This is a genomic window from Ramlibacter sp. (genome assembly GCA_019635435.1).
GTDB lineage: Bacteria > Pseudomonadota > Gammaproteobacteria > Burkholderiales > Burkholderiaceae_C > JAHBZM01.
Genome location: JAHBZM010000001.1, coordinates 1007396 through 1030309, shown reverse-complemented (window position 1 = coordinate 1030309; position 22914 = coordinate 1007396). Strand labels below are relative to the sequence as shown.

Here is a 22914-nt window from a genome sequence, read left to right as displayed (position 1 = left end):
CCGGGCTCAGGCCTCGTCCGCCCCGGCCGGCGGCGGCGCGCGGTCGCAGCCCGAAAGCACCTTGAGCCGCCCGGCCACATCGTCCAGCGCCAGCACCTCCTGCGCCGCGCCGAGCGCAATGGCCTGGCGCGGCATGCCAAAGACCACGCAACTGGCTTCGTCCTGCGCAATGGTGCGGGCGCCCGCGGCGCGCAGCGCGAGCATGGCTTCGGCGCCGTCCGCTCCCATGCCCGTGAGCAGCACGCCAATGGCGCGCGAGCCGGCCACTTCGGCCAGGGAGCGGAACAGCGTGTCCACCGCGGGCCGGTGGCGGTTGACCGGCGGGTCGTCACTGACCTGCAGCACCTGGCGGGTGCCTTTGCGCGCCAGGCGCAGGTGCCAGCCGCCCGGGGCGATGTAGACATGGCCCGGCAAGACCTCGTCGCCGTCCTGCGCCTCCTTCACGGTCAGGGGGCAGATGGAATCAAGCCGGCGCGCGAACGGGCCGGTGAAGCCGGGCAGCATGTGCTGCGCCACCAGGATCGGCGGCATGTTGTCGGGCAGCTCGGCCAGCACCACGCGCAATGCCTCGACGCCCCCCGTGGAGGCGCCAATGCCGATCACCGTGTCGGCGCCCGCAAGGCGCGCGGCCCTGGGCGGCGCAAGCGGCCGGCTGACCACGGGCGCAAAGATGCGCCGGCGCGACACCCGGGCCTGGGCCGCGGCGCGGATTTTTTCGGCAATGTCGGCCGCCACGCCATCAAGCTCCTCGAATGCGGCGGGCTTGGGGAAGAAGTCCACCGCGCCCAGCTCGAGCGCGCGCATGGTGGCGTCGGCACCGCGCTGGGTGAGCGATGAAATCATGATCACCGGCAAGGGCCGCACGGCCATGAGCTTGCCAAGGAAGTCCAGCCCGTTCATGTTGGGCATCTCGACGTCGAGCGTGATCACGTCGGGCGCGCTCTGGCGGATGCGGTTGATCGCGTGCAGCGGGTCGGACACCACGGCAGCCAGGGTCATGTCGGGTTGGGCCTGCACCACGCGGCCCAGGAAGCTGCGCATCACGGCCGAGTCGTCGATCACCAGCACCCGGATCATGGCGCCGCCGAGAAGAGTTCGATCTCGCCGCCCACCGCTTCGCTGGCCAGTTGCGCCAGGTATTCGCGCTCACGGCGGTGGATGGCGGCATCGGCGTTCAGGTGCAGGCGCTTCATCTGGACCTTGCCGGTGGCCGGAAAGAAATGCAGCTTGCGCGGGCTGTTGCCCAGCAGGTCCTGCGCCAGCAGCTGGATGCCCTCTTCCTTCAGGAAATTGAGCACGAACTCGCTGTTGCGCGCGCCCACGTCCAGCGTCTCGAAGCCCTTGAGCACATGGGCGCCGCCAAACACCTTGGCGACCAGGCGACGGCGGTCGGCGCCCAGGTGGATCATTTCGTTGATCAGCACCTCCATGGCGTACACGCCAAAGCGGGCCGACACGCCCCAGGGCGAGGGCGTGGCGCGGGCCTCGCCGGGCAGCATGAAGTGGTTCATGCCGCCGATGCAGCGCACCGGGTCCCACAGGCAGGTGGACACGCAGGAACCCAGCACCGTGGAGATGGAGCCACTGCCCGTGGCCGTGTAGTACTGGCCCGGCAGGATCTTGACGGTGTCGATCTGCAGGTCACGGTCGAAGTAGCGAACCGGGGCGGTGTGTTCCATCATGCGCGACGGGTCAGCCCGGCAGGTAGTTGTAGGCCGTGCGGCCGCAGGCCCTGAAGGCGGGGTGCATGGCCGGGAAGCTTTCGGCATGGCCCACGGCCAGCAGGCCGCCGGGACGCAGCACGGTGGTGAAGCGGCCCAGCAGCCGGCGCTGGTCTTCACGGTCAAAGTAGATCACCACATTGCGGCAGAAGATCACGTCAAACGGCTCCATGGCCGGCCAGCTGGCCGACTGCAGGTTCAGCGGCGCAAAACGGACCAGCGCGCGCAACTCGGGCCGGGCACTGGCCCAGCCGGCGTTGCTCCCGACCCCGCGCAGCCAGTGCGCGCGCAGCCGTTCGGGTGTGAGCGTGCTGGTGCGCTCCAGCGGGTACAGGCCGGCACTGCCCGTGGCCAGCGCCTCGGTGTCAATGTCGGTGGCCAGGATGTCGGCGGGGCAGGCGGCTTCGCGCAGGGTCATCGCCAGCGACCAGGCCTCTTCGCCCGTGGAGCTGGCCGAGCACCAGACGCGCAGTGGCCGGCGCTCGCGCTCGCGGTGCTGCTGGGCCCGCGTTCTCAGCAGCTCGAAGTGATGCGGCTCGCGGAAAAAAGACGTGAGGTTGGTGGTCAGTGCATTGACAAAAGCCTCGCGCTCGCCGGCCGGCTCGGTCTGCACCAGTTGCAGGTACTCGGCAAAGCTCGCCACGCCGCGCGCGCGCAGGCGCCGGGTGAGCCGGTTGTGCACCATGTAGCGCTTGTGCGGGCTGAGCTTGATGCCCGCGTATTCGGCAATCAGGCGGCAGGCCAGCGCGAATTCGGGCTCACCCAGGAGGGCGGCCGTGTCACCGGCCACGGGGTCTAGAACTCTTCCCATTGGCCCTTGATGGGGGTGCGGGGCCCGGTGCCGGCAAGGGCCGGGGCGGCCGCCGGTGGCAAGGGCTTGCCGCGCATTGGCGGCATGGCGGCGCGCAGGGCCGGTGCCGGCATCGGCGGCGCGTCCGCACGGTCAGCACCATCGGCCGCGCCCAGCCTGAAACGGGCCACGAGCTGCAGCAGGGCCGCGGCCTGGTCTTTCATGGACTCGGTGGCGGCGGTGGCCTGTTCCACCAGCGAGGCGTTCTGCTGCACCACCTGCTCCATCTGCGACACGGCGGTGTTGACCTGGCCAATGCCGGCGCTTTGCTCCTGGCTGGCGGCCGCGATCTCGGCAATGAGGTCGCTCACTTTCTTGACCGAGGTCACGATCTCGCCCATGGTCTGGCCCGCGGCATCAACCAGCCGGGTGCCGGCCTCGACCTTGTGGACCGAGTCGTTGATGAGGGTCTTGATTTCCTTGGCCGCGGCGGCGCTGCGCTGGGCCAGGTTGCGCACCTCGGCGGCCACCACGGCAAAACCGCGGCCCTGGTCGCCGGCGCGCGCGGCCTCCACCGCGGCATTGAGCGCCAGGATGTTGGTCTGGAAGGCGATGCCGTCGATGACGCCAATGATGTCGCCAATGCGGCGCGACGAGGCCGAGATGTCGGTCATGGTGGCCACCACCTGGCCCACCACCTGCCCGCCCTTGCGCGCCACCTCCGACGCGCCCACGGCGAGCTGGCTGGCCTCGCGCGCGTTGTCGGCGCTGTGGGCCACGGTGGAGGTGAGCTCTTCCATGGAACTGGCGGTTTCCTCCAGCGTGCTGGCCTGCTCCTCGGTACGCTGCGACAGGTCCAGGTTGCCCTGGGCGATCTGCGCGCTGGTATCGGCCACGGTGCGCGCGCTGCTGGCCACCTCGCTCACGAGGGTGCGCAGGTCCGCGGTCATGGCGTCCAGCCCCGACAGCATCTTCTGGGTCTCGCCATGCGAGGCCACATCGACCTTGACGGTGAGGTCGCCCTCGGCCACATGGCTGATCACGCGGGCCGCCGCGCGGATGGAACGCAGAATGCCCTTGCGGATGGCCAGGCGCAGGTAGATCGCCAGGGCCGACCCGCCCACCACGAACAGACCCAGCAACAGGGCAGCCAGGCCCGAGACACCCGCGTAGAGCCCCAGGCCGGCCAGCCCCACCATGGCCGCCAGCAGCAGGCCCAGAAACACATTCAGCTTGGTGACAACCGAGACGTTGGCCTTCATGCGGCTCCTTCCGGCATCGCTCAGAACTCTTCCCACTGCCCGTTCTGCGCGCCTGGCTTGCGCGACGCCGCGGCAATGGCCGGGGCCTGCGACGGTGGCAGCGCCGGGCTGGGGGCCTTGACCTGAATGGGCGGGGGCGCCATGGGCGTCACGCTCGCCATGCGCACCGGCTCGCGGCCCTCGTCCCCGTCACCCTCGTCGGCTTGCAGCTTGAAGCGCGACATGGCCTGCAGGAGCGCCGCGGCCTGGTCCTTCATGGACTCGGTGGCGGCGGTGGCCTCTTCCACCAGTGAAGCGTTCTGCTGCACCACCTGCTCCATCTGGGCCACGGCGGTATTGACCTGGCCAATGCCCGCGCTCTGCTCGCGGCTGGCGGCGGCGATCTCGGCGATCAGGCTGCTGACCTTCTTGACCGACAGCACCACGCCCACCATGGTGTGGCCCGCTTCATCCACCCGGCTGGAGCCGGCCTGCACCTTCTGCTCGGCATGGGCGATCAGGCCCTTGATTTCCTTGGCGGCCGCCGTGGTGCGGTGCGCCAGGTTGCGTACTTCGGCGGCGACCACGGCAAAGCCGCGGCCCTGGTCACCGGCACGGGCCGCTTCCACCGCGGCATTGAGCGCAAGGATGTTGGTCTGGAAGGCGATGCCGTCGATCACGCTGATGATGTCGCCGATCTTCTTGGACGCATCGAGGATTTCGTCCATGGTCTTGACGACTTCCTCCACCACATCGCCGCCCTGCTGCGCCGTTTCCGAGGCACTGGCGGCCAGCTGGCTGGCCTGCCGTGCGTTGTCAGCGTTGTGGGCCACGGTGGAGGTGAGCTCTTCCATGGAGCTGGCGGTTTCCTCCAGCGTGCTGGCCTGCTCCTCGGTGCGCTGAGACAGGTCCAGGTTGCCCTGGGCAATCTGCGAGCTGGTGTCGGCCACGGTGCGCGCCCTGTCTGCGACTTCAGAGATCACGGCGCGCAGGCTGCTGGTCATGTCGTCAAGCGCGCCCGCCAGTTTGCGCACGTGGGCCTGGGTCATGCCCTCGACCTGGACCGTGAGGTCACCGGCGGACACCCGCTCCACGAGGTGCGTGGCCACCCGCAGCGGCCGGCCGTTGGCGCGCAACATCCAGTTGCGCAGCCGCCAGGTCAGCACCAGGCCCAGCAGGAACAAAAGGCTCACCCAGATGCCGACCTGGCGCGTGCGCTGCGCCGAGGCCGTGGCGATTTGTTCGCCCCGTGCCTGAACGGCAGCTTCCACGCCTGGCGCCACATCGGCCCACTTGAAGGCCGGCAGGTCGCCCGCAGGCTTGCTGCCCGCCGGCTGCGCACGCGTCGGTTTGACCGGGGGCCTGGCGCCCGCGTCGAGCTGCTGCAGAAGACTCTGCAACTGCGCACTGCCGCCATCCAGCGCCGCCACATCCACGCCGTGGCGCGCCAGGGCCTGGCGCGCATCCCCCAGCAGTTGCTGGGCACGTTGCAGTTCGCGCTGCAGCTCGGGCCGCTGCGTGCGCCCCAGGGCGTTGGCGCCACGCGCCACGAGTTGTTCAAGGGCGCCCGCCTGATCACGGAGAGTCTGGTCCGCGGCCCGCGCCGAAGCCACGGCCGTGCCCAATGCGCGGCCGGTCTGCAGCGCCTCGGTGGTGCGTGTGTTGGACTGCTGGAAGGCGTAATAACTGAGGCCGCCAAAGGCCGCCACGCCCAGCAGCAGCGAGTAGACGAGCAGGTTGAGGAAGGTATCGGCGGTGGTGTTCTTAAACATGGTGTTCATTTCTCCCGGGGCTCATTGCACGGCGGAGTCCACCAGGGCCATGTCGGCACCGGTCAGGAGCTTTTCGATGTCCAGCAGGATCAGCATGGTGTCGTCCAGGGTGGCAAGGCCCGTGATGTAGCGGGTGTCAAAGGTGGACGACGCGAACTCGGGCGCGGCCCGGATTGCCTCGTCGGTCAACGACAGCACATCGGAGACGGAATCGACCACCACCCCCACCACGCGCGAGGCCACGTTGAGAATGATGACCACGGTGAACTCGTCGTAGTTCGCAAGGGGCAAGCGGAATTTCACCCGCAGGTCCAGGATGGGGACGATCACGCCGCGCAGGTTGATCACCCCCTTGATGAAGGCGGGCGCGTTGGCGATGGCGGTGGGCGATTCATAGCCCCGGATTTCCTGGACTTTCAGGATCTCGATGCCATAGCTTTCGGACCCGAGCCGGAAGGTGAGGAACTCGCTCTTGCGCACTTCCGGGGCGCGGGCCCCGCTGGCGCTGTTGCGGTATCCGTGTTGCTGCATATTGGCTCCTCTGTTGGGGCTTCAAAAGGACGTGTGCCGGCCCGTCATGCGGACAATGTGACTCACGTCAAGAATCAGTGCGACGGACCCGTCGGCCATGACGGTGGCGCCCGACAGGCCTGGCACCTTGCGGAAGTTGGCCTCCAGGCTCTTTACCACCACCTGCTGCTGGCCCACGAGCTCATCGACGATCAGCGCCGCATGCGAGCCATCGGCCTCGACGATCACCGCGATGCTGCCCGGGCGTTCGGGCGGCACCTGGGGCGGGAAGATGCGCGCAAGGTGCAGCACGGGGAGGTAGTCGTCACGCACCCGCAGGGTGTCACCCTGCTCGGGCAAGGTGCGGATCTGCCCGTCTTCAATGCTCAGCGACTCCGCCACCGTGGCCAGCGGCAGCACGTAGTTCTCGCCGCCAATGGACACGGTCATCGCGTCGATGATGGCCAGCGTGAGCGGAACACTGACCGTGACCGTGGTGCCCCAGCCGGGCGTGGAGAAAAGGTCGATGTTGCCGCCCAGCGCCTGGATGTTGCGCCGGACCACATCCATGCCCACGCCGCGCCCGGACAGGTCGGTGACCCGCTCCGCGGTGGACAGGCCGGCCTCGAAGATCAGCGGCCACACCTGCTCGTCGGGCGCATCGGCCGGCAGCGTGATGCCGCGCCGCGCCGCCTGGGCAAGGATGCGCTGGCGGTCCAGCCCCCGGCCATCGTCGCTGACCTCGATCACGACATTGCCGCCGCGCTGGCTGGCGCGCAGCCGCAGTGTTCCGGTGGCGGGTTTGCCAGCCTCCTCACGGGTCTGGGGTGACTCCAGGCCGTGGTCGATGGCGTTGCGGATCAGGTGGGTCAGGGGATCGGAGATTTTCTCGATCAGGCCCCGGTCCAGCTCGGTGGACTCCCCGGCAAACTTGAGCTCCACCTGCTTGCCCAGCCGCACCGACAGTTCATGCACCAGGCGGGTGAAGCGCGAGAACACATGCGCCATCGGCAGCATGCGAATGGCCAGCACCGCCTCCTGCAGGTTGCGGGTGTGGCGGGCCAGGTCGGCCAGGCCGTTTTCGGCGATGGTGCCGCCCGCCCCCACGGCGCCATCCATCTGGCCGGAGCGCGACAACATGGCCTCGGTGATCACCAGTTCGCCCACCAGGTTCACCAGCAGGTCGATTTTTTCGGTCGCCACACGGATGTAGCCCGTGTCCTGCGCGGGCAGTGCCATCGGCTCGCTGGCATCGGCCTGCTGCGCCAGCTGGACGGGCGGGACAGACGAGGCAGGCGTGACAGCAGGGGCGGCGGCTGCGGATGTCTGGCGCCGGCGCCGAAACTCCTCGGGGTCCACGAAAATTTCATCCCCGGCATCCACCCACGCCGGCGCGGCGGCCGCCTTGGACCCATCGGTCAGCTTGTCGATGGCGACCCGTTCGGGCGCCACCAGCAGCGACAGCACATTGCGAAGGTCGGTGGCAGTGCCTTCGATCGCCACCTGGAAGCTGACCTGGCCGCCGGCTTCGTTGCGGATGTCGGTGTCGCTGACCTGCCCCATTTCGCCCAGCCCTTGCAGCATCATCTCGAGCTCGGCCTCGGCAATCGGCGCCTCCAGCGGGGCCAGGCGCACGGCAAACTTGCGCAGCACCGGGCCCGGGCCGGCCGCTGTGGCGTCACTGCGGGGTCGCTCCAGCTGCTGGCGCAGCAGGGCTTCGGCGGGCCCGCTGTCGGGGGCCTCGTCGCGCACGCCGCGGTGGCGCAGGGCCTGTGCCTGCACGGTGTCGCCGGCCTTGAGCATGGCGTCGATATCGCCGCGCTCCAGTGGCCGCTCGTCCTTGCGCAGCAGGTCCAGCAGGCTTTCCTGCAGATGCGCCAGCGCCGCCATGTCTTCGCAGCCCAGCATGGCGGCGCTGCCCTTGATGGAGTGAACGGCGCGAAAGATCGCGTTCAGGTCGTCAGTGCAAGGCTCATCGGGCTGCAGGCGCAGCAAAATGGCTTCGACATTGGCCAGGTGCTCCTGCGTTTCCTCAAAGAAAATCTCGCGGTAGGAGTTGGGGTCACCGAGGGCGCTGGCGGGCTGGTACATCGGCGTTTTCCGGCCTCAGACAAACTTGGAAACGATGTCGAGCATGCGTTCCGGGTTGAAGGGCTTGGCCATCCATCCCGTGGCGCCCGCATCCCGGCCCTTCTGCTTGAGCACCGGGTCCACCTCGGTGGACAGCACGATCAGGGCCACGGCGTCATACAGCGCGAGCTTGCGCAGCTCGCTGACCAGCGTGACGCCGTCCATGCGGGGCATGTTGTGATCGGTCACCACGAGGTCAAACTGGCGCGACCGGGCCAGCTCCAGCGCCTCGACGCCATCGCCGGCTTCGGAGACTTCATACCCCGCGCCCGCGAGCACCGCAGCCACCATCTTGCGCATCGAACGGGTGTCGTCCACGACGAGGATTGACTTGTTCATGCGGTCACTTGCGCGCGCGGCGCTCCTTGTGTTTGCGGCTGTTGGGAAGGAACTTGGCAATCACCTCCAGCAGGCGGTCCTCGTCAAGCGGCTTGGTCAGGTACTCATCGCACCCCGCGAGCGATCCGCGCAACTTGTCAAACGGCGAGCTGCGGCTGGTCAGCATGACCACCGCGGTCTTCTTGATGGCCTGCTTGTTGGACTTGATCAGCTTGCAGACCTGGTAGCCGTCAATGCCGGGCAACACCACGTCCAGGAACACGCACGCGTATTCCTGGGTGCCGCTCAGGCCAATGGCTTCCTCGCCGGTTTCAGCAATGTCGACCTCGAAGCCGAAAGGCGCGAGCTTGGCCTGCATGAACGCGCGCACCGTGGCGTTGTCGTCCACCACCAGGACGGTGTCGCCGAGCACGCGTTTCTGGGCAGCCGGATCGGCGGCGGCCTGGGGCGGGGTGGAGCGGCCGAATGCGTTGCCCGGCATGCTGTGCCGCAGCGGAGGCGCGGGCTCCGGCGCCGCGCGGGCGACGGGCTGGTCATCGTCACCCACCAGCCGGTCATCGAGGGCCTGCAGCAGTTTGGCCCACTGCAGCGGCCGCGGCAGCAGCGGCTCCGTGCTGCCGCGCGACTGGGCGCCCACCAGCACGGCCGGCAGACCGGCCCGCTTGTGCAACGAGAGATACTCGTTGAAGGCGCCCAGGTTGTCGGCATCCACCAGGTAGATGTCGGGGCTGCGCCCGGAGGTGCCGGGCTCGAACTGGGCAAAGCCGGGGTCACGCCGGGTGGCCAGCGCAAAGATGCTGGAAAGCATCGATCGTTCGACTTCGTTGAAGCCGATGACGTCGACAAGGTATTGGTCGTTGGAATTCAAGATAGGCCTTTACGCAACCGCGTCAGCTCTTCCAGCACGGCGTGGCCATCCGTCGGGCGATCGCCTGGCGACTTGGCCAGCAGGGCATCCAGCAAGGGCTGCCAGCCGGTCAGTGCCACCGGCAGCCGTGGCACGGGGGCCATCTGGTGCTGGCTGAACAGTTCGGTCAATGTTTCTCCAGGATAGGGCGCCTGGCCCGTCAAAAGCTCATGAAGCAAAACACCCAGACTGTAAACGTCCGCGCTGGGCTGCGCGCCGGCCCCGTCGTTTTGCTCAGGCGCGGCGTACCGCGGTGTCCCGATTACCGTTCCGGCCGGCTGCGGTCCGCGCTCACCCACGCGGCAGGCGCAGCCCAGGTCGCCCAGCATCACGCGGCCGTCACGGTGCAGCAGCAGATTGGAAGGCTTGACGTCCCGATGGACCCAACCCCGCGCATGAACCTGGCCCAGCGCCAGGGCGGCCTGGCTCATGAGGGCATGGGTCCGGGCCGGTCCCGGCACCCCGGGCATCCGCTGGGCCACGCTGCCGGCCATGAGGTCCATTGATAAATATGCGGCATCACCGTGCAAGCCGTGGTCGTGCGCGCTGATCACCTGGCAGGGGGCCAGGGCCTGCAGCGCAGCAAATTCATGGCCAAAATCCGGCGACTGCCCCTGACGCTCGAGCAGGTCGCGGCGCGCCACCTTGAGCGCCACCTTGCGGGCGCTGCGGCCATGCACCGCGAGGTAGACCACGGCGCTGCGGCCCCGGCCCAGCACGGCCTCGGTCCGGTAGCCCGGAATGGCGTTCATGCGCCCAGTCCTTCCAGGGCGTCGAGCAGCTCGCTGGCGGATGCGTAGCGTTCGGCCGGGTCCTTGGCCATCATGCGATCCAGCACCGGCTGCAGTTTGCGATGCATGGCCGGCAGGATGGGCACGGGCGCGCTCACATGCAGTTGCAGCAGGGCCTGCGCCGTCTCCGCACGGTAGGGCTTGCTGCCCGTCAGCAGCTCGTAGGCCATCACGCCCAGGCTGTAGATGTCGCTGCGCGCATCCACCGGGCGGCCCAGGGCCTGCTCCGGGCTGAGGTAGTAGGGCGTGCCCACGCTTTCGCCGGCCCCGGTGTCGGTGATCTGCATGGAAACCTGCTTGGCCACGCCAAAGTCGGCAATGGCGACGATCCCGTCCTGGCGCATCATGACGTTGTCGGGCTTGAGGTCGCGGTGCACGATGCCCACCTGGTGGATCGCCTCCAGCCCCGACGCGATCTGGCGCAGGTAATAGAGGGCGACACCCGGGTCCATCGCCTTGACCATGCGGCTGCGCAGGTCGCCAACCGGGAAGTACTCCATGGCGATGTAGGCACTGTCGCCCGAGAACCCCTGGCGGAAGATGCGGGCCACATTGGGGTGCTCGATACCGGCGAGCAATGCAAATTCCTGGATAAAGCGCTGCAGGCCCATGACCCGGTCGCCGTTGTCGGGGCGCAGCACCTTCAGCACCTGCGTGGGCCCGCCGGCGAAGGGCTGCGCCAGATAGATGGTGGCATTGCCCCCCTCGCCGATCTTGCGCAGCAGCCGGTAATCCTCGATCACCATGTGCCCGGCCCCCTGGACCGAACTGCGCGAGAGCTGCTGGTTCCTGCGCAGCGACTCGCGCAGGGCTTCGTAGTGGCTCTGCGGTGTTGTCGAGCCCTTGCGCGGCACCAGCCCCGTGATCTCGACCACCTCAAGGAAGCTGTCGTCGGGCAGGCCCAGCGTGCCGCATCGGCCCGAGTCCACCCGCGTGCCGCCCGCCTGGCGTGCGCCCAGCGACGCCACGACGCTCCAGTGCATGTCGGCCGCGACGACCTCGAGCAGCCGCGCAATCTCGACCGCCTCGCCGGCCGCGTGCACCGTGGCATGGCTCTTGTTGACCGCGCGCGGGCTCACGTCAGCCACCCCCAGGTGGACGCCGACGGCCATGGACAGGGCCGGCGTGCCGGCGGCCTGTGGACGGGCCGCCACCCGGGCGGCCAGGTTCACGCATTCATGCACGGTCAGGATCGCGGCATGCAGCGCCCGCTTGGCGTCGGTCGGCAGGCGGTCGCTGGGGTTGTGGCTGAACACGCAGAGGATGGAGTCAGGCCGGCGCTGCGCGATTTCGCCGCCCAGGTCCAGGGCCGCAGCCGACAGGATGCGCCGGACTTCATTGACGAAGGACGTGAGCTCCGCGGCGCCCATGGTCTGGCAGGCCGCCGAGAAGTTGTGCACGCGTGCATACAGGAAGGAGGCCACCGTGCCCTCCGCCCGCGCTGGCGGCGCCTGGGGCGCGGGCAACGACTCGTAGTCCGCCAGCGGCTCCAGCGGCGCCGCTTCGGTCGGGACGAAGTGCGAATCCGCCTCTTTGAAGGAATGGCCCGGCATCGCTCAGGTCTTGTAGATGCCGCAACCGATGAGCACATCGCCGGCGCGCTCAAGGTAGGTTGCCTTGGTCAGAATCGCGTTGGTCACGGGATGCGCCCATTTGTAGTCGACCCACACGCCGTTGTGCGTGCGCGTCGCCTGGACCATTTCGCGAACGAACAGCCGGCCATCCACGTCCTTGCTCTTGGGACCGAGCCCGAGCACGCGCGGGTTGTTGCCATGGGCCAGGAAGACCGCATTGGCGTCAATGACCATGAGGTACAGATCCCGGTCGACAAACTCACCCTGGCCCAGCTTGTTGACTTCGGCGACCAGCTTGTCACGCCCGTGCTTGCGGTGGAACTCGCAGGCGCGCTTGACCATGGCGATGGCCTCTGCCTCGTTGCCGTATTCCCGGTCGCCCAGGTTGAAGCCGGACACGGCCTTCATGAGCGCCACGGCCTGTTCGTTCAGCGTGGCGGCGGTCTTGCCCGCGCCCTCCACGAGCGTGGCATTGCGCTGGGTGGTGCGCTCGATCTTGGCGATGGCCTGGTTGATCGCCTCGATGCCCGCGCTTTGCTCGCGGCTGCTGACGTCGAGCTGGCTCAGCAGCCCGGCGACCTGGCGGACCGCGGCGACAATTTCAATCATGGCCGCGCCGGCGTTGTCCACGAGGCGGCCCCCCGCGTCCACCTTCTCGACCGAGTTGCCGATCAGGGTCTTGATTTCCTTGGCCGCGCTGGCGCAGCGCTGGGCCAGGGTGCGCACTTCGCTGGCCACCACGGCAAACCCACGGCCCTGGTCCCCCGCCCGGGCAGCCTCCACCGCGGCGTTGAGCGCGAGGATGTTGGTCTGGAAAGCGATGCCATCGATCACGCTGATGATCTCAACGATGCTGCGCGAGCTGTCGCGGATCGAGCCCATCGTGTGAACCACCTCTTTCATCAGGGCGCCGCCCTGGGCAGCGGTCTCGGAGGCCGCCAGCACGATGGTGTTGGCCTGCTGCGCGTTGTCGGCGCTCTGGCGGACGGCGGCGGTCAGCTCTTCCATGGACGCCGCGGTGTCCTGGATGGAGCCGACCTGGGTTTCGGTGCGTTCCGACAGGGCCTCGTTGTCCCGGCTCATCTGCGACGAGGTTGCGGCCACCGTGGTGGTGCCGGTGCGCACCTCGCTCACGATGCCGAACATCCGCGCATGCATGTCTTTCAGGGAATGCATCAGGCGCCCGACTTCGCCGCCGGCATCGACATGGACGGTGCCTGACAGGTCGCCTGACGTGATGCGCCGGGCAATGCTCAGCGCATTGTGGATGGGTGCGGTGATCCGCTGATGAACCCAGCGCGCGGCGCCCACGCCCGCGACGAGGCCCAGCCCGCCCAGGCCCAGAATGCCGGCACGCGCCAGCCCGGACGTGTTCAAGGCACCCAGGCCGGTCACCAGGACCAGCACGAGCAATATCCCCCCAAAGCCCACCAGAACGCTCGCTCGGAGCGAAAGTTCCTGGATATTGGGGTGCGTGTCCCGCTGAACGGGGCCTGCCTCGCGGTACTTGAGCGAGGTCACAGTCGTCACTGCCATTGTGATGCTCTAGTTGTCTCCGTACATCCACGTTGTATCTGAAACTCGCATTGGTGTCACGTCTCGTTACGTCTGGTGGCGCTCAGCAAAATGCGCTCCAGACAACTTTGTACTGCATTGCAAAACACGCGCCAGAGCCGGTTCATGCCATATCAAATCAATTGGCCGGTCCAAAACCCCCTATTCAAGGGTTTCCCCTTGGCTTTTGCGGTGCCAGCCCCCGTATTCGCCACCGACGCAAACTTTGGATTAACTGTTGTGTCACAGGTACACAATGAGCGCGGGAGGGTCCCGCCACGGCAGATACACTGCGCCAGCGATTTTGCCTCGTCCTTCTGCCGCCATGACCCAAGCCGCCCCGGTTGCCGCCACGCCACCCCCTCCTCTGACCCCGGAGGACTTCGACGCCCTTGACGCCGAACTGGACGCCCTGCGCGAGCATGATGAAGAAATCCCGCAGTGGGAATTCTGCGAAGGCTTTCTCGCCGCGCTGGTCTGCTCGCGCCGGGCCATCGAGCCCGACGAGTACTGGCCCGTGCTGCTGGGCGAAACGTTCCAGCCCATGGCGCACATGGAGTTCGTGCTGCGCTGGCGCCGGCGCTGGGCCGAGGTGGGCCTGGCGCTCGATGCCCCCGTGCAGACACTTGATGACGAGCGCACCTACCAGCCCGAAGTGCTGGACACGCGCGGCGCGGTCCTCGCGCTGCCCGAGGCCGAACGTGGCGACACCGATCTGGCCAGCCTGCCGGCGTTCGCCCAGGTCTGGGCACTCGGCTTCCTGTACGCGGTGGAAACCTGGCCCGACGACTGGCTGCCCCCGCGCGACCCCGACGCTGCTCGCATGCTGGACGACGCGCTCAGCGCGATCGTGGTTCTGACCGAGGACGACAGCGGCCCCCCTTCGGTGTCCATGTTCGCTGAGGATGGCCCTCCCAGCGTGAGCGACCGGCGGCTGGACGACTTTGGCACGGCCATCTGGGCCGTCTACGACCTGCGCCAGCTCTGGCGCAGCCTGGGCCCCCGCGTGGAAACACTGCGCAAGGCGCCTGAGCCCGGCCGCAACGACCCCTGCCCCTGCGGCAGCGGAAAGAAATACAAGAAGTGCCACGGCGCGGGCTGATGGCCCGGCCGTTCTAAGATCGGCCCATGCAGTTCCAGATCGTGCGCCTGCCGGACTATGTGGACGTGGCATTGACGGGCCATGTGGCGCTGGCGCCGCTGCTGGAGCTGATCCACAAGCTGGGCAGACTTACCCGGACCCATGGGGATCAGCGCCTGCTGTTCGACCTGCTCAATCTGGAGGGCCAGATGCACTTCACGGGCCAGATGCAGGCCGGAGAGCAGGTGGCCAGAAGCCTGTCGCACCTGGCCCGGGTGGCTTCAGTGGTGCCGGTGGACAAAATCACGCGGACCAGCGAGCGGGTGGCCCAGGCGCGCGGCGCCAGGTTCCGGGTGTTTGCGTCCAAGGACGAGGCGATTGCATGGATCCGGGGCACCGAGGCTGAAGCCGCCGCGGCCCTGCCGCCTGAGCCGCCATCGATGGACCCGGTGCGCGCGGCGATCTGGGCGGCCGTGCAGCACCTGTTTCCCCCGCACGCGCAAGCCATCCAGCTGGCCAACGGGACCTTGGCCATTTCATGGTCGGTGACCGATCCAGGCCACACGGCCCACGACATGGCCACCCCCATCACCATCCGCCTGGAGCCCGAGCTGGCGGAACAAATGCGGATGGCTGCCGCCGAACCGCGCAAACGCATCGCCGCGCATCAGGAGACCGTGGTCCGCGCCGGACTGGCCGGTTACGACCCCTTCGCCAGGGTTCCCATGGCCCGCGTCATCGTGCTGGGGTAGCGCGGCGGCAGCTCCTATTTGACAAAGCCCGGCAGCCACAGCGAGAGGGCCGGGAAGGCACACAGGATCACCAGCCGCACCACGTCCACCGCAATGAATGGCATCGTGCCGCGGTAAATGGCGCCCAGCGGCACGTCGCGCGCGATCGAGTTGATCACAAACACGTTCATGCCCACCGGCGGGCAGATCATGCCGAAGGTCACGGCCATCACAATGATCACGCCGAACCACACGGGGTCAAACCCCAGCTGCATCATGGCCGGGAACACGATGGGCACGGTCAGCAGGATCATGGCCAGCTCGTCCATCACGGCCCCCAGGATCAGGTAGCCCACCATGATCAGCGCCAGCACCCCATAGGCGCCCACCGGCAGGTGAACCAGCAGTTCCACGGCCTTTTGGGTGAACTGGGTGATGGTGAGGAAGTAGCCAAACAGGTAGGCGCCCACCACGATCATCATGATGGCCGAGGAGACACGCAGCGCCTCGATCAGCGCTGCCTTGATCTGCGGCCAGCGCAGGCGCCGGCGCAGCAGGCCGATCACCAGGGTGCCAACAGCCCCCACCCCCGCGGCCTCCTGCACCGTGAACAGGCCGCCGTAAATGCCGCCCAGCACGAACACAAACAGCACCAGCACCGCCCAGAGCTCGCGCAGCGAAGCCAGCCTGGTGTGCCAGCCATGGCGCTCGCCGCGCGGCATGGACTCGGGCCGCAGCCAGCTCACCATGGCCACCACCGCGCTGTAGAACGCCACGGCCATGATGCCGGGAATGATGCCGGCCGCGAACAGCTTGGTGATGTCGGTCTCGGTCATGATGCCGTACAGCACCATGATCACTGACGGCGGGATCATGATGCCCAGCGTGCCGCCCGCCGCAATCAGCCCCGCGGAAAAGCCCGGGCTGTAGCCCGCGCGCCGCATTTCGGGCAGGGCCACCTGGGTCATGGTGGCCGCTGTGGCCACCGACGAGCCATTGATGGCGGAAAAGCCGCCACAGGCCGCGATCGACGCCAGCGCCAGCCCGCCGCGGCGGTGCCCCAGCCAGGCGCGCCCGGCGGCAAACAGCTCGGTGCTCATGCCCGAATGCGAGGCAAACGCCCCCATCAGGATGAACATGGGAATGACGCTGAGGTTGTAGTCGGTGACCACCGACAGCGGCACATTGGCCAGCAGGTTGAGCGCGGGCTTCAGGCCCGACAGCGCGGCAAAGCCGCCAATGCCCGCGATGCCCATGGCCACGCCGATCGGCACCCGCAACGCCATGAGCCCGAACATGCCCACAAAGCCCAGCAGGGCCACCAGATCACGATCCATTCGCCCCTCCAGGCATGCCGTGGTCCACGGCGTCAGGGCTGGCGGCCTGGCCATGCCACAGCTGTTTGAGCCGCACCAGCGCCAGCACCGCGGCCACGCTGGCGCCCACGGCCGCCACGGCATAGAACCACTGCAAGGGCATGCGCAGGTCCATGGTGCCCTGATGGCCGGTGCCGGCCACCTTGACCCAGACCATCCAGGCCATGGGCAGCAGGAAGGCCGCGGTGATCAGCGTGGCCACCAGGTCCACGCGGCGCTGGCCGGCGGGCTTGAGGTGCTCCCAGACGATGTCCACGCAAATGTGGCTGCCGTAGTAGGTGGCCAGCGCGAAGCCCCAGAACAGGGCAATGCCCTGCAGCATGCGCGAGCCATCGAACCAGTCAGGAATCTGCACGCTGAACACATCACGCAGCACCACATTGCCTGCCGTGAGCACCGCGATCAGCAACAGGAAAATCGCGGCCACCGTCTCGGTGGCCGAAAGCAGGCGTTTCATCAGTTGCCGGCTTTGCGCTTGGCCAGTTCGGCCTTCAGGTCGTCCAGCGCCTGCTTGCCATTGACGCCCGTCTTGCCGGCCTCGGCGACCCACTGGGTGTACACCGGTTCGGTCGCCTTCTTCCAGGCATCAAGCTGGGCTGGCGTGATCTTGACGATGGTGTGGCCAGGAATCTTTTCCATCTTGCCTTCGCCCGAGTCCTCGTTGTCGCCCCAGGCCGCGCCCACCTTCTCGGCCCACTCGTTGTTGCAGTGGTCGTCAATGACCTTCTTCTGCGCGGCCGCCAGCTTGTCGTACCAGCCCTTGTTCAGCACCCAGACAAAGTCGGAGGCATACAGCCGCATGTCGGTGTGGTACTTGACGGCCTTGTCGATGCCGAAGGTGATGATGGAATTCCACGGGAAGGTGATGGCATCGGCCACGCCCTTGTCCAGCGCGTCGCGCGCTTCGGGGGCCGAGACCTGCACATTGGTGGCGCCCAGCAGCGTCATGGTCTGGGCCACCGTGCCATTGGCCGAGCGGATCTTCATGCCCTTGAGCTGGCCAGGCTCGGTGATCGGGGCCTTGGAATGGATCGTGCCCACGTGCACATGCGCAAAGCAGAACTTCACGTCCTTCATTTCGGTGCCGGCGTACTTGCGGTACCAGTGGTCCAGCGCCGCCGAGCCGGGGCCGGGTTTGGCGATCAGGAAGGGCAGTTCACCCACCGCAATGATCGGGAAACGACCAGCCTGGTAGCCGGGGTTGACCCAGGTCAGGTCCGCAATGCCGTCGCGCGCCATGTCGTAGTGGTCGGCGGCCTTGCCAAGCTGCTGGGCAGGGAAAAACAGCACCTTGATCGAACCCTTGGACGCGGCCTCGACCGACTTGGCCCAGGGCTCGAAGCCGGTCTTGGCCAGCGGGTGCGTGCCCGGCAGCCAGTGGGCAAACTTGAGTTCCACGGCCTTGTCCTGGGCCTGGGCACCCACAACGGTCAGCAACAGGGCCGCGGCGGCCACGGCACGAAGAGGGGTCTGGATTCTGAGGTTCATGCTTGTCTCCTATGGTTATTAAACGTAATCAAATCAGCCGCATCGTCGCGGCATTCACGGGGCAGGGGTGATGGTGTTTTCCCTTTGCTGCGCAGAGGCCCAGAACACGGGGCGAACCTGCCCCGCGGGTTGGGGCGCCGCGTTGAGCTTGCCTTCAGGGTCGGCCAGGGTGGCCGCAAGGGCCTGGGACAGGCTGGTGGCCGCGGTGGACAGGTCCAGCGCACCGGTCAACGCCGGCGCCACATGGGCCGCCCACAGGCGGGCGTAGTTCTGCCGGCCGCGCACCTGGGTGTCACCATAGCCCTTGAGCACCTGGGGCAGGCCCGCCAGGCCCAGTGCGAAATCGGGCGACAACGGCAGCACCTGCTGCAGCGCGCCCAGCCACACCCGCAGGGTTTCGTGCTCCTGCGCGTAACGCAGGGAACGCGGCCGCAAGGGCCGAAGCCGCGCAAGACCCCGCAGCATCAGGTAGCCCCACACACTGGTCGAGCGGATGTGCAGGCCCACATGGGCCTTGCCCAGCCAGCCCCGGCGCGCGGCCAGCGCCATGAGCCGGCCGCCCAATGCCTGCGGCAGGATGGCCGCCACTTCGTCAATGCCGGGCTTGAAATGCTCGGTGACGCGCACGATGTCACCGGGCCGCGCCTGCGCCTCGGCGCGCACCCGCGCGTAGCGGCTGCGGCGGGTTTTGAGGTCAGCGACCCGGATCACGTCTTCAAAGCACATCCACAGCGCAAGCTGGCGCACGGCCTCTTCCAGCGCCCCGGCGGACGCGGTCGGCGACACGGCCACCAGTGCATGCACATGGTCCAGAAAGGCCGCGGCATAGCCGTCGTTCTGGTAGTCGTGGCAACGCAATGCGCCATGGGCGGCCAGGGTTTGCACGGCCGCGGGCCAGGGCGCCAGCCGCGCGGCCCAGGCCTCACGCAATGTGGTCGGCAAGGGCGCATCGGCCAGCACCTGCCGTGCGTCCGCGGCCACCACTGCCACCGGTGCGGGCGGCGCGACGGCCGCCTCAAACGCCGCCGCGAAGCCGGCCAGGCTGGCCTCCACCCCCTTGCCCGAGGCGCGGATCACCGCCTCGCAGGCCTGGCGTGGCCAGGGCAGCACACCCGCGCCAGCCAATGCGCCAAACATCACGGCCGAGACCACGGTGCCACTGCGCACGGTGATCGCCTCCATGTCGAACAGCACGGCCTGATGCGCAAGTGCCCGGGCCGCATCCGCGAGGCGTTGCGGGTCCTGGCGGCCATCGGCCATGTGCATCTTCTCGAGCGTGGTGTAGACCCGGTGTGTCGAAGCGATCAGCGTGGTCCGGCTGTTGACAAAGCCGCGCTCCAGCATGCGCGCGGCCTCCAGCAGTTCGCTGGCCACCACCACGTCGACGCAGCCCGGCACGGGCGTGAGCGCAAACACGGGCGCCGCCGCACCCGGCGCCAGCGGCGCGCGCAGCAGCTCGATGTAGTAGCTGGTGGCGCCGGTGCGCTGGGCCACGCCGGGCACGGAGGTGGCCTGCACCGGCAGGCCGGCGTCCAGCGCGCACTGCACCAGCCAGTCGGCCAGCACACCGCCGCCCTCGCCACCCAATGCGGCGATCAGGATGCAGAAGGGCCCCGAAGTGCCGACGGGCACCTGTGCGGAAGGGAGGGGTGGTTTGTCCGGGGTCATGCGGGTTGCATCAGGCCAATGAAGAAGCGGTTGAAGCGGTCGGTCAGCCGGTCCCAGAGGCTGGGGTGGGTCACGATCTCGATCTTGTGAAAGCTCGGGCACAGCACGGCGGCGTCCGCCACCTCGCCGCACAGGCCACAGCCCACGCAGCCATTGGTCACATGGGCCACGGGCTCGCGCCGCAGCGGGTCGCTGGAAGGCTTGACGGTGAGCGTGGGGCAGCCCGACAGCCGGATGCACGAGTGGTCGCCGGTGCAGGTGTCTTCGTCCACGCCGTAGCGCGTGCGCACGGTGCGCAGGCCTTCCTTGAGGCGGCGCGCGCGGATGGGCTTGAGCCGGCGCTGGCGCTCCAGCTGGCATTCCCCTTCGGCGATCACCACCTTCAGGCCCTTGAAAGGTGAATTGACCGCTTCCTTGAGCAGATCACGCACCTGGCCCACGCGGTAGTTGTGCACGGTCTTGAGCCACTTCACACCCATGCCCTTGAGGGTGTTCTCGATGGTCATCTCGTCCACGGTGGCGCTGGAGCCCTCGGCCACGCGCTTGGCCTCGGACTGCGGGGTGGACATGGTCTCCTGGGTGCCGGTGGCCGAGGTGTAGCCGTTCTTCATGATGACCAGGATGCCGTCGCCCTGGTTCAGCAGGGTGGAGCTCACGCCCGAGAGCAGGCCGTTGTGCCAGAAGCCTCCGTCGCCCATGATGGCGATGGGCCGGCGGGCCGAGAAGTTCTTCACCGCCGCGCTCGACGCCATGCTCATGCCGTAGCCCAGGATGGAGTTGCCGAACGAGAACGGCTCGAAGGTAGCGAATGAATGGCAGCCGATGTCGGTGGAGATGTGCAGCTTGCCCACCTCCCGCTCCACCAGCTTGAGCGCCGCGAACACCGGGCGTTCAGGGCAGCCGGTGCAGAAATTGGGCGGCCGCGCGGGCACGCCGCCGCCCAGTGCCGACACGGCCTGCTGGCGCACCTCGGCCAGCGCCGTGCCATAGCTTTGCCCGGCGGCGGTGTCGAGCTCTGGCAGGTGCTGCGCCACGAAGCCCAGCACGCCCTTGAGGATCAGTTCGGCGGTGTATTCGCCGCCCATGGGCAGCAGGTCCTTGCCATGCAGCCGGGTCTGCAGGTCGGCGCGGCGCAGCAGGGTGGCGATGTCCTGTTCGATGAATTCGGGCTGGCCCTCCTCCACCACCAGCACGGCCCGCTTGCCCGCGCAGAAGCTGGCGATCTGGCCCGGCACCAGCGGGTACGCCACATTGAGCACCAGCAGCGGGATCTGTGAATGCCCGGCGCTGTCGGCCAGGCCGGCCTGCTGCAGCGCGCGGATGGTGGTGTTGTACAGGCCGCCCTGCAGGATCAGGCCCACCCCGGCATGCGGGCCGTCAAACAACTCGTTCAGCCCCTCGTCCTCGATGAAGCGGCGCGCCGCGGGCATGCGCACCTCGTACTTGAGCTTTTCATGGCGGAAGGTGGCGGGCGGGTGCGACAGCCGGTCGTAGCTGAACCCCGCGGCCTCCTGCTGCAGGTGGCGCCCCGAGATGGCGGGCGCGATGTTGTCGCTGGCCGTGAAGCTGCCCTGCACATGGCAGGTGCGGATGCGCAGCTCCATCATCACCGGGGTGTTCGACGCCTCCGACAGCTCGAACGCCTTTTGCGTCATGCGCACGATGCTCGGCAGGTTGGGCCGCGGGTCCAGCAACCACAGGGCCGACTTGAGCGCAAAGGCGTGGGTGCGCTCCTGGATCACGCTGGCGCCCTCGCCATAGTCTTCGCCCACCACGATCAGCGCGCCGCCCATGACACCGGGCGAAGCCAGGTTGCTCAACGCGTCCGACGCCACATTGGTGCCGACCACCGACTTCCACGTGACCGCGCCGCGCACCGGGTACATGATGGACGCGGCCAGCATGGCGGCGGCCGAGCTCTCGTTGGTGCAGGCCTCGACATGCACGCCCAGCTCGTCCAGGTAGTCGCGGGCCTGCACCATCACGTCCAGCAGGTGCGAAATGGGGGAGCCCTGGTAGCCGCCCACGTAGGTCACGCCGGACTGCAGCAGGGCCTTGGTCACGGCCAGGATGCCCTCGCCCTGGAAGGTCTCGCCGGCGCCGAGCTTGAGCGCCTGAATCTCGTGATGGAATGAGCGCTCCAAGAGCGTGTCTCCTCAAAGTAAGGCGCCCAATCTAGGCAATGCGCGGGCATTTGGCGAATGGATTGTTTGGATGCGCCCCATTCACGGCATGGATAATCCGGGTGAACCCTGAGCTCTTTTTTCACATGCCGCCATGAACTTCAGGCAACTGGACCTCAACCTGCTGCGCGTGCTGGCCGCCATCCACCGCACGGGCTCCGTCACGGCGGCCGGCAAGGCGCTGTCGCTGTCGCAGCCGGCCACCAGCAATGCGCTGGCCCGGCTGCGCGACTACTTTGACGACGAACTGTTCGTGCGCTCGCCCGCCGGGCTCAAGCCCACCCGGCTGTGCGAGAAGCTGGCGCCCGAGGTGCAGGCCCAGTTGCAGTCGCTGGAAACCGTGGTGACCGGGCGCGAGGAGTTCGACCCCGCCCGCAGCGCCATGCGCTGGCGGCTGTCGCTGTCGGACCTGGGCGAGATGATGTTCCTGCCGCCATTGGCCGCCGCCCTGCGCCAGCAGGCGCCGCAGGCCCGCCTGTCCAACATCTCGGTGGCCGCGGACGACGTGCCGGCCGCGCTGGAGGCGCGCGACATCGACCTGGCCATCGGCATCCTGCAGCCGCGCCACCAGGGCGTGCGGGCCGACCTGCTGTTTCGCGAGCACTACGTGGCCATGACCTCGGCCGGCTGGCTGCCCGCGTCGGGCCGGGCCGGGCGCACGCTGACGCCACGCCAGCTGGCCGAAGCCTCGCTGGTGGTGGCGGCCCCCACCGCCACCTTCCACGGCAGCGTGGAGCAGATGCTGGTGCGCATGAAGCTGGCCGACCGCATCGTGCTGCGCGCGCGGCACTTTGGCGCCCTGCCCGAGCTCGCGCTCAACACCGACCTGCTGACCATCGTGCCCGAGATGTACGCCGCCAACCTGCGCCAGCGCCACGAGCTGCGGGTCTGGGAACTGCCGCGCGCCGCCGCGCCCCACTACGAAGTGCGGCTGGTCTGGCACGCCAGCACCGCCCAGGACCCGTCCCACCAGTGGCTGCGGGCGCTGGTGCACCGCCTGTTTGGCCGCCCCGCGCGCTGAAGGCCGGGCCATCGGCCGGGTGCCTGCAGGGCCGGGC

The 22914-nt window shown here is 68.1% G+C and carries 20 protein-coding genes; 3 read left to right on the top strand and 17 right to left on the bottom strand.

Annotated features, from left to right (window positions below; genetic code table 11):
- Positions 1-6: 6 nt before the first annotated feature.
- The 12 genes from KF796_04875 to KF796_04820 are packed head-to-tail and all read right to left on the bottom strand — an operon-like array spanning position 7 to position 13311.
- Positions 7-1077: a chemotaxis response regulator protein-glutamate methylesterase gene (locus tag KF796_04875; protein MBX3585957.1), complete on the bottom strand. Its 1071-nt coding sequence runs from the start codon at positions 1075-1077 to the stop codon at positions 7-9.
- Positions 1074-1682 carry a chemoreceptor glutamine deamidase CheD gene (cheD, locus tag KF796_04870; protein ID MBX3585956.1) on the bottom strand — a complete coding sequence of 203 codons (609 nt, stop codon included), beginning with the start codon at positions 1680-1682 and terminating at the stop codon, positions 1074-1076. Before cheD ends, KF796_04875 begins: the two co-directional genes overlap by 4 nt.
- Before the next feature lie 10 nt (positions 1683-1692).
- The gene (locus tag KF796_04865; GenBank protein ID MBX3585955.1) at positions 1693-2532 is read right to left on the bottom strand and encodes a methyltransferase domain-containing protein; all 840 of its coding nucleotides are present in this window, start codon (positions 2530-2532) and stop codon (positions 1693-1695) included.
- The gene (locus KF796_04860) at positions 2517-3773 is read right to left on the bottom strand and encodes a HAMP domain-containing protein (protein ID MBX3585954.1); all 1257 of its coding nucleotides are present in this window, start codon (positions 3771-3773) and stop codon (positions 2517-2519) included. Before KF796_04860 ends, KF796_04865 begins: the two co-directional genes overlap by 16 nt.
- Positions 3774-3793: 20 nt before the next feature.
- A complete protein-coding gene (locus tag KF796_04855; GenBank protein MBX3585953.1) occupies positions 3794-5524 on the bottom strand; it encodes a HAMP domain-containing protein in 1731 nt (576 codons plus the stop codon).
- A 21-nt stretch (positions 5525-5545) separates the two neighbouring features.
- The gene (locus tag KF796_04850; GenBank protein ID MBX3585952.1) at positions 5546-6055 is read right to left on the bottom strand and encodes a chemotaxis protein CheW; all 510 of its coding nucleotides are present in this window, start codon (positions 6053-6055) and stop codon (positions 5546-5548) included.
- A 21-nt stretch (positions 6056-6076) separates the two neighbouring features.
- Positions 6077-8125, bottom strand: a complete 2049-nt coding sequence (locus KF796_04845; protein MBX3585951.1) for a chemotaxis protein CheA — start codon at positions 8123-8125, stop codon at positions 6077-6079.
- A gap of 15 nt (positions 8126-8140) precedes the next feature.
- Positions 8141-8503, bottom strand: a complete 363-nt coding sequence (locus KF796_04840; protein MBX3585950.1) for a response regulator — start codon at positions 8501-8503, stop codon at positions 8141-8143.
- Between the two features lie 4 nt (positions 8504-8507).
- Positions 8508-9371, bottom strand: a complete 864-nt coding sequence (locus tag KF796_04835) for a response regulator (GenBank protein ID MBX3585949.1) — start codon at positions 9369-9371, stop codon at positions 8508-8510.
- Positions 9368-10162, bottom strand: a complete 795-nt coding sequence (locus tag KF796_04830; protein ID MBX3585948.1) for a serine/threonine protein kinase — start codon at positions 10160-10162, stop codon at positions 9368-9370. The genes KF796_04835 and KF796_04830 overlap by 4 nt, the downstream gene beginning before the upstream one ends.
- Entirely contained in the window at positions 10159-11754 is a 1596-nt protein-coding gene (locus KF796_04825; protein MBX3585947.1) for a protein kinase, read from the bottom strand. Before KF796_04825 ends, KF796_04830 begins: the two co-directional genes overlap by 4 nt.
- A gap of 3 nt (positions 11755-11757) precedes the next feature.
- Entirely contained in the window at positions 11758-13311 is a 1554-nt protein-coding gene (locus KF796_04820) for a cache domain-containing protein (GenBank protein ID MBX3585946.1), read from the bottom strand.
- A gap of 343 nt (positions 13312-13654) precedes the next feature.
- Between KF796_04820 and KF796_04815 the strand changes: the two genes are divergently transcribed.
- Together KF796_04815 and KF796_04810 are read left to right on the top strand one after the other, a co-directional pair.
- Positions 13655-14431, top strand: a complete 777-nt coding sequence (locus KF796_04815) for a UPF0149 family protein (GenBank protein MBX3585945.1) — start codon at positions 13655-13657, stop codon at positions 14429-14431.
- A 26-nt stretch (positions 14432-14457) separates the two neighbouring features.
- Complete coding sequence (locus KF796_04810) at positions 14458-15162, top strand: STAS/SEC14 domain-containing protein (protein MBX3585944.1); 705 nt, start codon at positions 14458-14460, stop codon at positions 15160-15162.
- Between the two features lie 14 nt (positions 15163-15176).
- Here the strand turns inward: KF796_04810 and KF796_04805 are convergent, their stop codons facing one another.
- Genes KF796_04805 through KF796_04785 form a run of 5 tightly spaced genes read right to left on the bottom strand, consistent with a single transcriptional unit; the run spans position 15177 to position 21817 of the window.
- On the bottom strand, positions 15177-16478 hold the full coding sequence (locus tag KF796_04805; GenBank protein ID MBX3585943.1) for a TRAP transporter large permease: 1302 nt from the start codon (positions 16476-16478) through the stop codon (positions 15177-15179).
- A complete protein-coding gene (locus KF796_04800; GenBank protein MBX3585942.1) occupies positions 16468-16974 on the bottom strand; it encodes a TRAP transporter small permease in 507 nt (168 codons plus the stop codon). Before KF796_04800 ends, KF796_04805 begins: the two co-directional genes overlap by 11 nt.
- Positions 16974-18005, bottom strand: a complete 1032-nt coding sequence (locus tag KF796_04795) for a TRAP transporter substrate-binding protein (protein ID MBX3585941.1) — start codon at positions 18003-18005, stop codon at positions 16974-16976. Before KF796_04795 ends, KF796_04800 begins: the two co-directional genes overlap by 1 nt.
- A gap of 54 nt (positions 18006-18059) precedes the next feature.
- On the bottom strand, positions 18060-19673 hold the full coding sequence (locus tag KF796_04790) for an indolepyruvate oxidoreductase subunit beta family protein (protein MBX3585940.1): 1614 nt from the start codon (positions 19671-19673) through the stop codon (positions 18060-18062).
- Positions 19670-21817, bottom strand: coding sequence for an indolepyruvate ferredoxin oxidoreductase subunit alpha (locus KF796_04785; GenBank protein ID MBX3585939.1), 2148 nt, complete (start codon positions 21815-21817; stop codon positions 19670-19672). Before KF796_04785 ends, KF796_04790 begins: the two co-directional genes overlap by 4 nt.
- A 133-nt stretch (positions 21818-21950) precedes the next feature.
- On the opposite strand from KF796_04785, the gene KF796_04780 reads away from it, so the two are divergent.
- A complete protein-coding gene (locus tag KF796_04780) occupies positions 21951-22877 on the top strand; it encodes a LysR family transcriptional regulator (GenBank protein MBX3585938.1) in 927 nt (308 codons plus the stop codon).
- Positions 22878-22914: the final 37 nt, after the last annotated feature.

What these genes read in the sequence shown, in the direction of transcription:
- KF796_04840 (MBX3585950.1), bottom strand. Translation starts at nt 8,503, where the DNA reads ATGAACAAGTCAATCCTCGTCGTGGACGACACCCGTTCGATGCGCAAG.
- KF796_04780 (MBX3585938.1), top strand. Translation starts at nt 21,951, where the DNA reads ATGAACTTCAGGCAACTGGACCTCAACCTGCTGCGCGTGCTGGCCGCC.
- KF796_04845 (MBX3585951.1), bottom strand. Translation starts at nt 8,125, where the DNA reads ATGTACCAGCCCGCCAGCGCCCTCGGTGACCCCAACTCCTACCGCGAG.
- KF796_04805 (MBX3585943.1), bottom strand. Translation starts at nt 16,478, where the DNA reads ATGGATCGTGATCTGGTGGCCCTGCTGGGCTTTGTGGGCATGTTCGGG.
- KF796_04830 (MBX3585948.1), bottom strand. Translation starts at nt 10,162, where the DNA reads ATGAACGCCATTCCGGGCTACCGGACCGAGGCCGTGCTGGGCCGGGGC.
- KF796_04860 (MBX3585954.1), bottom strand. Translation starts at nt 3,773, where the DNA reads ATGAAGGCCAACGTCTCGGTTGTCACCAAGCTGAATGTGTTTCTGGGC.
- KF796_04800 (MBX3585942.1), bottom strand. Translation starts at nt 16,974, where the DNA reads ATGAAACGCCTGCTTTCGGCCACCGAGACGGTGGCCGCGATTTTCCTG.
- KF796_04790 (MBX3585940.1), bottom strand. Translation starts at nt 19,673, where the DNA reads ATGACCCCGGACAAACCACCCCTCCCTTCCGCACAGGTGCCCGTCGGC.
- KF796_04820 (MBX3585946.1), bottom strand. Translation starts at nt 13,311, where the DNA reads ATGGCAGTGACGACTGTGACCTCGCTCAAGTACCGCGAGGCAGGCCCC.
- KF796_04875 (MBX3585957.1), bottom strand. Translation starts at nt 1,077, where the DNA reads ATGATCCGGGTGCTGGTGATCGACGACTCGGCCGTGATGCGCAGCTTC.
- KF796_04810 (MBX3585944.1), top strand. Translation starts at nt 14,458, where the DNA reads ATGCAGTTCCAGATCGTGCGCCTGCCGGACTATGTGGACGTGGCATTG.
- KF796_04825 (MBX3585947.1), bottom strand. Translation starts at nt 11,754, where the DNA reads ATGCCGGGCCATTCCTTCAAAGAGGCGGATTCGCACTTCGTCCCGACC.
- KF796_04795 (MBX3585941.1), bottom strand. Translation starts at nt 18,005, where the DNA reads ATGAACCTCAGAATCCAGACCCCTCTTCGTGCCGTGGCCGCCGCGGCC.
- KF796_04850 (MBX3585952.1), bottom strand. Translation starts at nt 6,055, where the DNA reads ATGCAGCAACACGGATACCGCAACAGCGCCAGCGGGGCCCGCGCCCCG.
- KF796_04865 (MBX3585955.1), bottom strand. Translation starts at nt 2,532, where the DNA reads ATGGGAAGAGTTCTAGACCCCGTGGCCGGTGACACGGCCGCCCTCCTG.
- KF796_04855 (MBX3585953.1), bottom strand. Translation starts at nt 5,524, where the DNA reads ATGTTTAAGAACACCACCGCCGATACCTTCCTCAACCTGCTCGTCTAC.
- KF796_04815 (MBX3585945.1), top strand. Translation starts at nt 13,655, where the DNA reads ATGACCCAAGCCGCCCCGGTTGCCGCCACGCCACCCCCTCCTCTGACC.
- cheD (MBX3585956.1), bottom strand. Translation starts at nt 1,682, where the DNA reads ATGATGGAACACACCGCCCCGGTTCGCTACTTCGACCGTGACCTGCAG.